At 63.5% G+C, this 14,040-nt stretch carries 12 protein-coding genes and 1 tRNA gene; 12 read left to right on the forward strand and 1 reads right to left on the reverse strand.

The features are described 5' to 3' along the window. Positions 1-2: 2 nt before the first annotated feature. From murA to ugpC, 6 genes are all read left to right on the forward strand, one after another. Complete coding sequence (gene murA / locus IPP68_03475) at positions 3-1,253, forward strand: UDP-N-acetylglucosamine 1-carboxyvinyltransferase (GenBank protein MBL0349424.1); 1,251 nt, start codon at positions 3-5, stop codon at positions 1,251-1,253. Further along, on the forward strand, positions 1,250-2,674 hold the full coding sequence (locus IPP68_03480; GenBank protein MBL0349425.1) for a transglycosylase SLT domain-containing protein: 1,425 nt from the start codon (positions 1,250-1,252) through the stop codon (positions 2,672-2,674). The genes murA and IPP68_03480 overlap by 4 nt, the downstream gene beginning before the upstream one ends. Before the next feature lie 23 nt (positions 2,675-2,697). Then, positions 2,698-4,107 (forward strand): phosphoglucomutase/phosphomannomutase family protein, encoded by a 1,410-nt coding sequence (locus IPP68_03485; GenBank protein MBL0349426.1) that lies wholly within the window; start codon positions 2,698-2,700, stop codon positions 4,105-4,107. Positions 4,108-4,486: 379 nt separating this feature from the next. After that, positions 4,487-5,896 (forward strand): GGDEF domain-containing protein, encoded by a 1,410-nt coding sequence (locus IPP68_03490; protein MBL0349427.1) that lies wholly within the window; start codon positions 4,487-4,489, stop codon positions 5,894-5,896. Next, positions 5,886-7,229, forward strand: a complete 1,344-nt coding sequence (locus IPP68_03495) for a GGDEF domain-containing protein (protein ID MBL0349428.1) — start codon at positions 5,886-5,888, stop codon at positions 7,227-7,229. The genes IPP68_03490 and IPP68_03495 overlap by 11 nt, the downstream gene beginning before the upstream one ends. A gap of 2 nt (positions 7,230-7,231) precedes the next feature. Beyond that, the gene (gene ugpC / locus IPP68_03500) at positions 7,232-8,344 is read left to right on the forward strand and encodes a sn-glycerol-3-phosphate ABC transporter ATP-binding protein UgpC (GenBank protein MBL0349429.1); all 1,113 of its coding nucleotides are present in this window, start codon (positions 7,232-7,234) and stop codon (positions 8,342-8,344) included. Between the two features lie 238 nt (positions 8,345-8,582). Here ugpC and IPP68_03505 read toward each other — a convergent pair. Then, positions 8,583-8,670, reverse strand: a tRNA-Leu gene (locus IPP68_03505). A gap of 63 nt (positions 8,671-8,733) precedes the next feature. Between IPP68_03505 and IPP68_03510 the strand changes: the two genes are divergently transcribed. From IPP68_03510 to IPP68_03535, 6 genes are read left to right on the forward strand one after another with little or no spacing between them, the layout of a single operon-like run. Then, positions 8,734-9,630 (forward strand): deoxyribonuclease IV, encoded by an 897-nt coding sequence (locus IPP68_03510; GenBank protein MBL0349430.1) that lies wholly within the window; start codon positions 8,734-8,736, stop codon positions 9,628-9,630. Further along, positions 9,614-10,297: a DNA repair protein RadC gene (radC, locus tag IPP68_03515; protein MBL0349431.1), complete on the forward strand. Its 684-nt coding sequence runs from the start codon at positions 9,614-9,616 to the stop codon at positions 10,295-10,297. Before IPP68_03510 ends, radC begins: the two co-directional genes overlap by 17 nt. Continuing rightward, entirely contained in the window at positions 10,294-10,686 is a 393-nt protein-coding gene (locus tag IPP68_03520) for a VanZ family protein (protein ID MBL0349432.1), read from the forward strand. The genes radC and IPP68_03520 overlap by 4 nt, the downstream gene beginning before the upstream one ends. Continuing rightward, positions 10,683-11,147 (forward strand): YjbQ family protein, encoded by a 465-nt coding sequence (locus IPP68_03525; GenBank protein ID MBL0349433.1) that lies wholly within the window; start codon positions 10,683-10,685, stop codon positions 11,145-11,147. Before IPP68_03520 ends, IPP68_03525 begins: the two co-directional genes overlap by 4 nt. 43 nt (positions 11,148-11,190) lie before the next feature. Continuing rightward, positions 11,191-11,910, forward strand: coding sequence for a hypothetical protein (locus IPP68_03530; protein MBL0349434.1), 720 nt, complete (start codon positions 11,191-11,193; stop codon positions 11,908-11,910). Positions 11,911-11,914: 4 nt separating this feature from the next. After that, positions 11,915-13,024 carry a DNA recombination protein RmuC gene (locus IPP68_03535; GenBank protein ID MBL0349435.1) on the forward strand — a complete coding sequence of 370 codons (1,110 nt, stop codon included), beginning with the start codon at positions 11,915-11,917 and terminating at the stop codon, positions 13,022-13,024. Positions 13,025-14,040 lie beyond the last annotated feature (1,016 nt).

Below are 14,040 nucleotides of genomic sequence, written 5' to 3' on the forward strand. Positions count from 1 at the left end.
GTTTGGACGGGTTTGTTCTTCGGGGCGGCCGCCGCTTGGCGGGCCGCGTGCGGGTGTCGGGTTCCAAGAACGCCGCCCTGCCCTGCCTTTTCGCCACGTTGTTGACCGACGATCCTTGCGAATTGACCAACGTGCCGGACCTTCAGGACATCCGAACGGCGGTGCGTCTGTTGGAACGCTTGGGCAAGAAAGTGACTTTTGAGCGGGGCACGGTGACGGTTCGCCGGCGCGGCGCTTTGCAACACAAGGCGCCGTACGATTTGGTTCGCCGCATGCGGGCCAGCGCCGTCGTCCTGGGCCCCCTCTTGGCCCGCCTGGGACGGGCTCACGTGTCCCTGCCGGGTGGGTGCGCCATCGGCGCCCGGCCCATCAATTTTCATTTAAAGGCTTTCGAAACCCTGGGCGCCAAGGTGACCGTCCAGGAAGGCTACGTGGCCGCGGCGGGACGATTGCGGGGAAAAACCCTTCGGCTTCCTTTCGCCAGCGTGGGCGCCACCGAAAACGTCCTGATGGCCGCCGCCTTGGCCCGAGGCCGAACGGTGCTCAAAAACGCCGCCCGGGAACCCGAAATCACCGATTTGGCCGACATGTTGATCGGCATGGGCGCCCGGGTGGCGGGCGCCGGGACCGACACCCTGGTGATCGACGGACGCGAGCGCCTGGGCGGGGTCCACCATCGCGTCATTCCGGACCGGATCGAAGCCGGCACCTTTTTGATCGCCGCCGCCATCACCCGGGGAAACCTTCGGGTGATCGACGCCCGGGCGGACCATTTGACCGCGGTCCTCGCGGCGCTCCGAAAAGCCGGCCTCGGGGTGCGCGCCGACGGGTCGGATTTGGTGGCCCGTTGGACCCGGCCGCTCCGCCCCGTGTCCATCACGACAAAGGTCTACCCCGGTTTTCCAACGGACATGCAAGCCCAGTGGATGGCCCTCATGGCCGTCACCCGGGGCAAAAGCGTGATCACCGAATCTATTTTTGAAAACCGGTTTCTTCACGCCCAGGAACTTCAGCGCTTGGGGGCCCGGGTGGACGTGCGCGGCTCCCGCGCCACGGTGGAAGGCGTGGCGTCCCTGTCGGGTTGCCCGCTCATGTGTTCGGATTTGCGGGCCGGCGCGGCGCTCGTGCTGGCCGGCCTGGCGGCCCGGGGGGTCACCAAAGTGCTCCGGGTTTATCACCTGGATCGGGGCTACGAAGCCCTGGAAAAAAAGCTGCGCGCCGTGGGCGCCGACATCCGGCGGGCCCCCCTGTGAGACGGGGCCTCGTTCTCGTTTTTGTGGCGTTGGGCGCGGGCGCCTCGGCCGTGCGGGCCGAGGACGCCGCCCCGGACGCCGGCGCCATCGCCCCCGGCGTTCAAACGACGGAGGTCATCACGTTGTCGACGGAGACCGAAACGTTGACCGAAAAGCCTTCCTGGTTGGAACGCGCCGAAAACCTTTTCCAGGAGGGTCTGGCGGCCGAAGCGTCGGGCGATATTCGCACGGCCCGTCGCCGCTACAGCCGCACGCTGAAGACCTTGGCCGACCAGGCGGACGACGCCGCCGTCCTGGACATGCGCAGCGAAATTGCGACCTTTTTGAATATGGCGGACGTGGGCCCTCTGCCCCGGCCCGGGGATTGCCCCCCGGCCACGGAAGTCCAGCCCGTGACCCAGGAGGAACTCAACGCCGCGCCGGTGGTCGAGCCCGTGGTCTCGTCCACCAAAAGCTACGCCATCCATTTGGACCCGGAAGACCCGCTCGTGAAAAAATTCATCGGTCTCTACACGGGGCCCCTGCGCGGACGGTTTCAAGACGCGTTGCGGCGCATGGCCCGCCATCGGGGGATGATTTTGTCGGAAATTGAAAAGGCCGGCCTTCCCCGGGAGCTTTTGTATCTGCCCATCGTGGAAAGCGAATTTCAAACCTTCGCGGTCTCCCGGGCCGGGGCGGTGGGGATGTGGCAATTCATGACGTCCACGGCCAAATACGCCGGATTGAAAATCAATTACTGGGTGGACGAGCGGCGCGACCCCGCGAAAGCGACCCACGCCGCGCTCCAAACGCTCAAAAGCCTCCACGATTGGTTCGACGATTGGCACTTGGCTCTGGCGGCGTACAACCGGGGCATGTACGGCATTCAACGCGATTTGGAATTCACCCGTTCGACGGATTTCGCGCTGTTGTCCAAACGGCAAGGCCTCCCCATGGAAACCGAGCAATACGTGCCCAAGCTCATGGCGGCCGTGTTGGTCGGGGAGAACGCGAAGGCCTACGGATTCGACGTCGGGGCCGCCGCCGCGGCGCCCCCGCCGGACGCGGTGATCCTGGAAAAACCCCTGGACCTCAAGATCGCGGCGGCCTGCGCCAAGACGACGGAGGAGACGCTGCGGGAACTCAATCCGTCGGTCCGCCTTTGGTGCACGCCGCGGAACGAATCCCGTTTCGCCTTCAACGTCCCCGCGGGGACCCGGGCGCGCTTTTTGGAAGAACTGAACAAAGTGAAGGACTGGACGCCGTCGCCCGGCTATCTCAAATACACCGTGCGGAAGGGCGACGTGCTGGGCCGCATCGCCCGGCGTTACCGCACGACCGCGGCGGCCATCCAGCGGGAAAACAAAATACAAAACGCCCATCGACTCCGACCGGGGCAGGTGATTCTCATCCGCCCGGGCCGGGGATTTAAAGACGACTGACCGACCCCAAACGAGGACCTCTCATGAACCCCATCAAAATGGAACCCATACTTTTCGGCACCGACGGCTGGCGCGGCTTGATCGCCCGGGATTTTACCTTCGCGAATCTGCGGCGCGTGTCCGACGCCCTCGCCCGCGCCTTGCCGTCGAAGTCGCGCGTCGTGGTCGGCCACGATCACCGCTTCCTGTCGGAGGAGTTCGCCCGCGCCGCCGCGTCGGTGCTGGCGGTCCGGGGCCACCGCGTGATCCTCGGGCAAGGCCCGACCACGTCCCCGGCCCTGTCCTTCGCGCTCAAAGGCGCCGGCGCCCGGGCCGGCGTCATGATCACCGCGAGCCACAACCCTCCGACTTACAACGGATTTAAAATCAAGCTGCCACCGGGCCGCTCGGCGGATCCGCTGTTTACGACCAAGGTGGAAACCCTGCTGGAACCCGAGACGCCGCGCCCTCCGATGGTGGAGGGGGAACGGCGGGACCTGTCGAAGCCGTATCTCGCCCATTTGGTTTCGCGGTTGGACCGGGCCTTCTGGAAAAAAGCGCGTTCGACCCGGGTGGTTTTTGACGCCATGCACGGGACCGGCGGTGTTTTGTGGGCGGCCGTGGGCGCGGTGTTGGGGTTGGGCGGCGGCGCCGTCCGCGTGGAGCGGGACCCCCTGTTCGGGGGCGTTTCGCCGGAGCCCATCGAGAAGAATTTGGCGGTGTTGTCCGAAGCGGTGCGCGCCCAGAAAGCCGTGTTGGGCGTGGCCGTCGACGGCGACGGCGACCGGTTGGGCGCCGTGGACGAAAAAGGCGTTTACCTGCCGCCCCACGCCGTGTTCCCCCTCATCCTGCGTCATTTGGTGGAGAACCGGAAAATGAAGGGGGCGGTGGTTCAGGCCGTTTCCCTGGGATATCTTTCGGAGCGTCTGGCCAAGGAATACAAGTTGCCTTTTGTTGAAGTGCCGGTGGGCTTCAAATACGTCGCCGATCAGATGGCCAAAACCCGCGTGCTCTGGGGCGGGGAAGAATCCGGCGGGTACGGCGTGGGGCTCTGGGGTCCCGAGCGGGACGGTTTGTTGACGGGCCTCTTGTTGGTCGAAGCGGTGCTGGCGGCGGGAAAGCCCCTGTCGGTGCTCCGCAAGGAACTGACGGAAAAATGCGGGGCCTCCGAATTTTCCCGGGTGGATCACCCGCTCAAAGCGCCGGTGGTGGACAAGGCGGCCTGGGTGGCCACCGTCACCAAGCGGATCCCGGCCAAGGTGGGCGGCGTCGCGGTCAAGGAAACCCGCAACACCGACGGCCTTAAAGTGGTCCTGGTGGACGGTTCCTGGGTGTTGCTGCGACCCAGCGGCACGGAACCGCTTCTGCGCGCCTACGCGGAATCTCCCACGACGATCCTCACGCAGCAATTGCTGACCAAGGCCCAGGAGTGGGCCGGGGCCAAGAATATTTAACGAGAATTTTTTCCCCGCTCCGGGAGTGATTCTGGGCCGTGCGGTTCCGCCGGCTTGTCCCGGGGCCGAACCTTGAAAAATCGAAGGCCTATAGCAAAACGACTCTATTTTTAAATACGTTTTGCTATTGACCATTTCGGTATTCGGGGTATACTTAAGTGAAGTTTAGCCGAGACCTCGACACCCATCGACATCACGATTGACAGCGACGACGCGGATCTCCGGCCGGAAACGCGGCGCGTTTCCGGGCGGGGTCGCGATAGGGCCGCGCGGGGGCGGGATATTTTTTTGGCGGCCGGGAATGGGAGGCCCGCCGCCGGAGGAGCTCCGATGAGCGTCCACGTCCGGGAAGGAACAACATGAGCCGACGGTGCCACCCATGACCCCGGCGTCTCTTCCGGAATCGCAGCCTCTGATGTTGGCGTCCTTGATGGGGCGGGGCCGTTGGGCCCCGACCGTCGTCCTTTTTTTGGGCCCGGTGGGGTTGCCCTTGTTCGGCGGGGCCATCGTCTGGGCCATGGTACGCGGCCCCTGGCCCGCCGCCGACGTCTTTCCCCTGTTTGTCGGTCTCGAACTCCTCTTGTATTTGGGGGCCGGACTCGGCTGGAGCTTCGGCGCCGCGCTCTCCGCCACGGGTCTCGGCCTTCTCGGCTTTTTCTTTTCGACGGTGCCCCAGGCCCGCCTGCTCTTCGCCGCCCACATCGCCCTTCTTTGGACCGTTTTTGCCGTGTTAAGCCTGTTCGACCGCCGGCGTCAAACCGCGTGGAATCGATTTCACGAGGAGTGGGACGGGCTCGAGATGGATTTGACCCACACCCAGACGGACGTGGACAGCACCCGCGCCTTGATCGAAGACAGCCGCGCCCGCATCGTGGCCTTCGACCGGCTCCAGCTTTTCACCGACGATCTCATCGGTCCCTACCACCGGGAAGAACTTCTCGGCAAGGCCCAGACCGGCTTGGGCGCCATGTTCCCCCGGGCCCGGGTGTCCCTCCACATGTTTCCCAAGCCCGACGCTCCCAGTCCCGAGGACGAATTGGGCATGAAAATGCTCCAGTGGGGCCAACCGCGCCTTCTGGCCTCCCGCGCCGGCTCCGTGCCCACCTGGGACCAGGGCCTGGTCATCGTGCTGCCGGTCAAGGGAAGGGAAAATTTCCTGGGGTGGATCCTTTTGGAATCCAAAAACCCCGACGCGCCCTTTGAAATTCACGACTTGCGTTTGGCGTCCATCGCCTCGGACTTGATCGCCCTGGCCCTCGGCAACACGGAACGGTTCTCCCAGACCGAAGCCCTGGCGATTTCCGACGAGCTCACGGGCGTCTACACCCGGGGCTATTTCAACGAACGGCTTCAAGAGGAATTCGCCAAAGCCCGGCACAAAGGCCGGCCCTTCACCCTGGTTCTCCTGGACATCGACCATTTCAAAAAAGTCAACGACCTCCACGGCCACCACATCGGCGACGAAGTGCTTCGGTGGTTGGCGCGCCTCGTGACGGGCCAGGCCCGGGAAACGGACTTCGTCGCGCGCTACGGCGGCGAGGAATTTGTCGTCCTCATGCCCAACACCCGGGGCGCCGACGCCTTTCGGTTCACCCAGCGGTTGTGCAAGACCATCGCCACGACGCCTTTCCGGTGGGGCACCAAGAAAATCAAAATCACCTTGTCCGCCGGGGTCGCCTGCCTGAAAGACGAGGTGACGGCGGAGGAAGATTTGATCCGGCGGTCGGACGAAGCCCTCTACGCCGCGAAAAACAGCGGCCGCAACCGGGTGTGCAATTATGACGCCTGAACTCGCCCACGCGCTTTTGTTCTGGGGGGCCGCGCCCGTGCTGTGGGCGTCCATCCATTGGCGGGACGCCCGGGGCTTCCTGATCGCCGCGGTTTTCGGCGTTTTCGCCCTCTTTCACGCCTGGGGCGACGCGGGGGCCCTCTGGGATTTGCTATTCCATTGGGGCACGTACGGCTTGGCGGCCCTCGTGCCCTATTATTTTCGGCGGTACCAGAACGGACTGGAGCGGGAATTCGCCCGCCGGAAGTCCCATTTGTCCGAACAACGCTCCAAAAGCGCCCACCGCCACGACGCCATCGTCCGGGAGAAAAACGAACTGCAGGACAATCTGGAACGCCTGCAAAACCGTTTCGCCCTGGTGCAGGTCATGGCGACGAAGCTCGAAGCGGGCGAAATTCTTCAGACCTTGGGCCACATGTGGAAAAAGCGCACCGGCGTCAAAGGGTGCCTGATTCTGCGCCGCCAGTTGAACGGCAATTGGACCACGGCCTTCACCGACGGCATTTTTAACGCCCAGGATTGGATTCGTTTTATGACCGCGCACCCCTCCATCGCCCGTTCGCGGCGCATTCGGCGTTACGCCGCCAACGGCCGCCAGCTGTCGTTTCCCGGCCAACCCTTCGGGTCCACGTGCCTGCTCATCCCTTTCACCTGGGACAAGGACATCCTGGCCATGGGCGTGGTCGAAGTGGAGCCCCAGCGGATGGAGGACAGCTTGGAAGGATTCAACATCGAACGCAAACTCGTTTCCATCGGCCTGCGGCGGGCCGATCTCTACGATTTGATGACGGAGCGCAGCCGCTACGACGCGTTGACGGGGGCGTTCCTCCGGCGAAGTCTGACCGAACGGTTGGAAGACGCCGTCCGAAAGTCCCATCGCTACAACACCCCGCTGTTTTTCGCCTTGATGGACATCGATCACTTCAAGACGCTGAACGACCGTTGGGGCCACGTGATCGGCGATCGCGTTCTGGTCCACTTGGCCCAGATGGTCCGCCGATTGGCCCATCCCGGCGTGACCCTGGGCCGCTTCGGCGGCGACGAGTTCGCCCTCATCATGGAAATGGATTCCCAGCCGGAGGTGTTCGCCTGGTTTGAACGCCTGCGCCAGCTGACGGCGGAATCGCCGCTCCGGGACCGGGAAGCCTTGATCCGCTTCACGATCTCCGCCGGAGTGAGCGCCTACCTTCCCGGCCGGCCGGCGCTGTCCGATTTGATGGCCCAGTCCGACCACGCCTTGTATCAGGCCAAGCGGGCCGGGCGGGACCGGGTGGTGGCCTGGCGGGCGCCCGGATCGGCCTCCTCGTCGACGGCGGCCCCGGTGAAGAGCTGACCATGTCGCGCGTCGTCCTTCAAAACGTGTCCAAGTGGTACGGCCTGGTTCCCGCCGTGCAGAACGTCAGCCTCGAAGTCGAGGACCGGGAATTGTTCGTCCTGGTGGGCCCCTCGGGGTGCGGCAAAACCTCCTTGCTCCGGTTGATCGCCGGCCTGGACGACGTGTCCGACGGCAAAATTCTCATCGACCGCCGCGTGGTGAACCACGACGCGCCCAAGTCCCGAAACATCGCCATGGTTTTTCAGAATTTCGCCCTCTACCCCCACATGACCGTTTTCGACAACATGGCCTTCGGCCTGCGCATGCGCGGCTATTCCGACGAAGAGGTCTCCGCGCGGGTGCGCCAGGCCTCCGACATGCTGGAGCTGACCCCGCTTTTGGACCGCAAGCCCAACGAAATCTCCGGGGGTCAACGACAGCGGGTGGCGGTGGGCCGGGCGATCGTTCGAAAACCTCGGGTGTTCCTTTTCGACGAACCTTTTTCCAATTTGGACGCCAAGATGCGCGCCGAAACCCGGGGCGAGCTTCTGCGCCTGCACCAACGGTTGCAGACGACCATGATCTACGTGACCCACGACCAGGTCGAAGCCATGACCCTGGGCGACCGCATCGGGGTTTTAAAGGACGGCGCCGTTCAGCAGGTGGGGACGCCCTTGGATCTTTACCGGCGACCCAAAAACCGGTTTGTGGCGGAGTTCATCGGAAGCCCGTCCATGAATTTTTTCCACGTCACCGTGCTGGACCGGGGCGACAGCTTGTGGCTCGACCAAGGGCATTTCCAAATCAAACTGCCGCCGCGCTACCGGCGGTCGGGGTTTCTAAAGGACGGACAGGAAATTCTTTTGGGCATCCGGCCCGAGGACATTCACGACCGGCTTTTCCAGTCGGGGGGTGTCACGGAGGGCAATTCGGTCATCGCCATCGTCCAACTTCTGGAACCCATCGGGGCCGAGACCCACGTTCACTTGGACGCGGGGGGGTCTCGCTTTTTGGCCCGGGTGCATCCGGACAACCCTTTGGAAATGAATCAACCGATGGAAGTGGTTTTTGATTTGGACAAGTTGCACTTGTTCACGAAGAACGGGAAGGAACGGCTGCACTCGGAAGTTTAGGCGGTGTTTTCAGTCTGGGATTTTATCCCAGGCCAGCGGCCGTGAACCCCCCGCTATCGCTGTGGGTATCGTGCAAGGGGTACGCGGGTTTTAAATTGGTGCCGGAGGGGGGACGACGCCAGAAACGGGCGTGGCGGCAGGGACTGGACTTTTAAGCCTGGAACACTGTTCCAGGCCGGCCGCTGTGAACCCCCACTTTCGCGGTGGGTTTCGTGCTGGAGGTACGCGGGTTTTAAATTGGTGCCGGAGGGGGGACTTGAACCCCCACGTGGCCTAAGCCACTTGAGATTTTGAGTCTCACGCGTCTGCCATTTCGCCACCCCGGCAAGGGCGCTGCCAAAACCGAACAATAACATTTTCTCTTTTCCGTCGAGGATTGTCAACAAACCATGCGCCTTGGACTCCACGTGTCGGTCAGGAACGGTCCCGTGACGGCTCTCCGTCGGGCGGCGGGGCTGGGCGCCCAAACCCTGCAGATGTTCGCGCGACATCCCCGGCGGTGGCGGGGGCCCGGGTGGGACGACGACACGGTGTCCGTCTTTCGCCGCCTTCGGGAATCCCTGGGTCTTTCGCCCCTCCTCATTCATTCCGCCTTTGTTCCCAATCTTTCCGTGTCGGAGGAAAAGTCCCACCGGCGGTCCATCCTTCATTTGGCGGAGGAGCTGCGACGGTCCGAGGCCCTGGGAGCCGACGCCTTTGTGATTCACGCGGGGGCGGCCTCGCCGGGGCGGAAGCCGGCGGAAGGGGTGGAACGGTTTCGGGCCGCCGTCCGCGAAGCGACCGTTTTGGCGCCCGGCCGGGTGTCGATTTTGTTGGAGAACGTGCCCGGCGGCGGCCGCCGCCTGGGGGGGGATTTCGGGGAGGTGGCGGCGCTCTTAAACGCGCTCCCTTCCGATCGCCGTCCCGGCCTCTGCTTCGACACCGGCCACGCCTGGGGCGCGGGTTGGGATCTTTCCACCGCCTCGGGCATTGAGAGGACGGTGACCGCCCTGGAACGCTCGGTGGGCCTTTCCGCGATTCGCGTGTTCCACGTCAACGATTCGGCGGCGCCCCGGGGAAGCGGACTGGATTGGCACAACCATCTGGGAAAAGGGCTCATTGGGATCGACTCGCTTCGGGCCTTTTTTGCCCGGGCCGGGCGCCGCGACGCCGCCTACATCATGGAAACCCCCCGGGACGCCATCGACGCCGACGAGCAAAATTTCAAGGCGATGACCCGCGGGCTCGCGGGCTTGTTTGACGGCGAACCTTCCGATAAAATGTCGCCGAATGACCTCCTCCTCTAATTCCGCCGGTCATCGCGCCCGCCTGCGGGAGCGATGGCGCCAAACCGGTCCCGCTGGGTTCCCCGACTACGAACTGCTGGAGCTCTTGTTGACCCAGGCGGTGCCCCGGCGGGACACCAAGCCCTTGGCCAAAGAGCTGCTCCGCCGGTTCGGAACCCTCAAAGGGGTGCTGGACGCCTCGGCGGTGGAGCTGGAATCCGTTCCGCGCATCGGCCCCGGGGTTTCTTTTTTCTTTTCCATCCTCCGGGGAACCATGGAACGCTATTTCGAATCCGAGGCCCGAAAAACCGATCTGCTCAATTCTCCGGAGGCGGTGATCCGCTACTGCCGGGCGTCCCTGGAAGGGCTTAAGAACGAAGTCTTTGACGTGATTTTCGTTTCGACCAAAAACCGGGTTCTGGGCCGGGAACGCCTTTCGGAGGGGACCATCGACCAGGCCGCCGTCTACCCCCGGCGGGTGGTGTCCTCCGCTCTGGCGGCCAACGCGGCCTCCCTCATATTTGTTCACAACCACCCCTCCGGGGACCCCACGCCCTCGCCGGAGGACAAGCAGTTGACCCGCCGCCTGGAGGAAGCCGCCCAGACCGTCGGAATCCCCGTGTTGGATCATTTGATCGTGGGGAACGGCGCCCACTTCAGCTTCCGCGAACAAGGCCTCCTGGCGTGACGGCCCGGGGATGGTGGGCCGCGGCGGCGGTGTGGTGCGGGATTATTTTTGCCCTTTCGGCCATCCCGGATCGAAGCCAGGGCGGGGCGCCCCTGCCCGCCACGATGTCCCGAAAAATGGCGCATTTGATCGAATATGGTTTTTTGGCTTTTTTGACCGCCCAGGCCCTTCGGGCGGGGAATCGTCCCCGTCGGGTCGTTCTGGGGGGCGCCCTGCTTTTTTGCGTTCTCTACGCCGCTTCCGATGAATTTCACCAATCTTTCGTGCCGGGTCGGTACGCCAAAGTGCGGGACGTGGCCCTGGACGCCCTGGGGGCCGCTTTGACCCTCTCCATCTACCACCGCCGGGTTTTGGTTTTAACGAGCGGGAAGGAAACACGGAACCCATGAAAAGCTTTACCGATTACCTCTGGTTCACGACGCCCAAACGCAAAGACCTTCTGAACATCACGGACGAGATCGAATCCCGGGTGAAGAACAGCGGCGTCCGGGAAGGCTTTTGCCTGGTTTCCGCGATGCACATCACGGCGGCCATCTGGGTGAACGACGAGGAATCGGGGCTTAAAGAAGACGTCATGGCCTGGCTGGAGAAGCTGGCCCCGGCCTCCTTCCCCGGGGATCCGGCCCGGGGAAAAGCCCTCAGCCCCCTGGCCCCGGCCGAAGATTACAAACACCACCGCACCGGCGAGGACAACGCCGACGCCCACCTGAAACGAACGCTGGTGGGGCACCAGGCCTTTTTGCCCATCACGGAGGGGAAACTGGATTTGGGGCCCTGGGAGCAGATCTTTTATATGGAATTCGACGGCCAACGCCGCAAACGGGTGGTGGTCAAGATTTTGGGCCTCTAGGGCGTCGGGTCGTTTTCCGACGAGGCTGTGGTATAATGGGGACATGGAACCCCGCCCCGATGATTATTTCAAAGGGATCAACTTCGACAAATCCTGGGAAGAAGAGGATTGGGAGAAGTTTTTTGACGCCCAGGAACGCCTGATCCGGGATTACCATTGGGTGGGCACCCCCCCGGAGCGCCCCGCCGCCGATCCGTCCCTGTCGTTCCGCCAGGTCCTCCGCCGCTTCGGCATGGATCCGGACAGCCCCAACACCCCGCCGCGGTCCTTTTACTACACCGGGGAAGAGCCTTCGGAGGAACCGAACACCCCGCCGGGCCTTAAATTCTGGCAACAGGGCGCCGATCACGAATCCCTCCCGATGTATTGCCAGGCCAAGTGCTACGCCTACCGCGTGGTGCTCCTGATCGACGCGCGTTTTTCCAAATTTTTGGCCAAGACCTACAAAAGCCGCTCCCATCGGGAATTCCAAAAAGCCCTGACCGAATGGCGCCGCGTGGCCCAGGCCATTCCCCGCTTGGTGGCCGAAGGGCACCGCCTGGGCTACGACCCCGCCGGGGTCAAGGGAAACATCGTGTTCTGCCGGCGGGCCCTGGCCCGAACGGACGTCTGCGTTGGCCTCCTTTCCAAGATCCCCGTCCGCCATTGGTCCCGGCCGGACCACCAGCGATTCACCCAGGAAACCCTGCGGCTTCGAAACGCCCTGCACCGGTGGATTGATTTGTTGCGGGACCGGTTCGCCCCGCACCGCTCCCAACCTTAACTTTATGTCCCTCCCCGTGACGGCGTTGGTCGTTGTGACGGTCCTCCTGGCCGTCGGGCTCCTCTGGGCCCTTTGGGGGCGCCGGCCTTCGCCGCCGGACAACGGTTTAACCCTTCTTCAACAACAGTTGGATCTCCTGCGCCAACAATCGGCGGAATCCAGCCAATCCCAGTCCCGGGCCCTCGCCGAAAACCTGTCGCGCCTGACCTCCGAGGTCAACCGGCAAATGGAAGCGGTGTCCCGGCAGGTGTTGGAAGGCCAAAAGTCCGTGGGCGACCGCCTGGACAACGCCGCGCGCGTTGTGGGCGAGGTTCAAAAGAACCTGGGGGCCCTGGGCGAAGCTTCCGAAAAGATTTTCGAGGTGGGCAAGGACATCGCCGGGTTGCAGGACATCTTGCGGGCGCCGAAACTTCGGGGCGGCCTGGGGGAGTATTTCCTAACGGACCTCCTTTCCCAAATCCTCCCCGCCCGGAACGTCACCTTTCAATACGCCTTCCGGTCCCGGGAAACCGTGGACGCCGTCATCCGCCTGGGCGAACGCCTGGTCCCGGTGGACGCCAAGTTTCCCCTGGAGACCTTCCGCAAGGTGCTTGACGCCAAGTCCGACGAGGATCGACTCGCGTTCCGCCGGAAGTTCACCCAGGACGTGCGCAAGCACGTGGACGCCATCGCCGCCAAATACATTCTGCCCGACGAAGGCACCTACGATTTCGCCCTGATGTACATCCCCGCCGAAAACGTGTATTACGAATGCATCGTGAAAGACGACAACGCCGGGTCCGACAGCGCCCTGGTGGAATACGCCCTAAAACGCCGCGTGGTTCCCGTGTCCCCGGGGAGCTTTTACGCCTACCTCCAGGCCATCGCCATGGGGTTGCGGGGGTTTCAGATCGAAGAGAACGCCCGCCGCATCATGGACGACCTGGGGCGTCTTCGGGTGGATTTTGAACGATTCGCCGAGGAATTCGAGGTGCTGGGCAAGCACTTGTCCAACGCCAAGGTGAAGCACGACGACGCGGGTCGGCGGCTCGACCGGTTTCAAGAAAAACTGGAACGGGTGCAAGACGCCCCCGCGTTGGCCAAAGACCCTTCCGAACCCGCCGCCCTCCCTTAATCGTTGGCCGACCGCTAAAAAACCCTATCGTACGCCATTCCGGAATGATCGTGTCCGGAATCCATGTTTTTCTCCGACGGAAGAGAACCCCTGGATTCCGGCCAGAGGCATGCCGGAATGACGGGCCCTTGGGTTTGTCAGAGAAAAAAAATCCCCGCGGAGGGCCGCGGGGATCGGGGTGAATCGGTTTACCGTTTGATCGGCGGTGGAATTACGCCTGGGTCATGATCTTGAGCATCGTCGCGATGTCGTTGGCGATGGCTTCGGAAAGCTTTTGCAGGCCGATGATCAGGAAACCCGCGGCTTTGGTGACGCTCTCGGCGTTCCGGGCGATGATCCGGGTTCCTTTCATCATTCCCGCTTTCTGGTTTTCCGGCCGGTTGATCCAGGCCACCACTTCCGACATGACCACGCGGCCCTCGGCGTCCACCAGCCCCGGCACGCGGCCGGGCGTCAGCACGTGGACCACCGCTTCTTTTTGCACGGCATTGGCGAAGACATCGTTCAAGGGGTTGGCGCCTTCGGCCGCGACGATTAAATTGGTTCCCGGTCGGACCGCTTCGGCCAGCCCCGTGAGGAAAATCCGCATGTCCTTCTGTTCCCGGGCGCTCCAACCCATGTAACCAACCAAATTGACGTGGAGGGTGGTGGCCGAATCCTGGGCGGCCCGGGCCCCCGCGGCCAGCAGAGCGCCTTCGGCCAATTGTTCCTGACGGGCGGGTTCGTTGATCAGCCGCCGGGCGGCGGCGCGGTCGTTGGAAAGGAGCTGGACGAGGCTTTCGAAACCGCTCAGCCGGGTGGCGTCGTCCACCGACGTGTATTCCGAACGAAGGTCGTTGAAGTTTCGCGCGGTCCAATAATCGCCGCTTCCGACCGGGGTCGGAATCGTGAAATTGAAGGGTTCCGCTTTGGAACCCAAAAGCGTTTCCATGAGGGCCAATCGCGCCCAGGCGTTAAAGTCTTCCTCGCCCGTTCCGGGGGACCGGCGGCCGTTGGGCCCCTTGGGCGTTTCGACG

It is taken from the genome of Elusimicrobiota bacterium (assembly GCA_016722575.1).
Taxonomy (GTDB): domain Bacteria; phylum Elusimicrobiota; class Elusimicrobia; order FEN-1173; family FEN-1173; genus JADKIY01.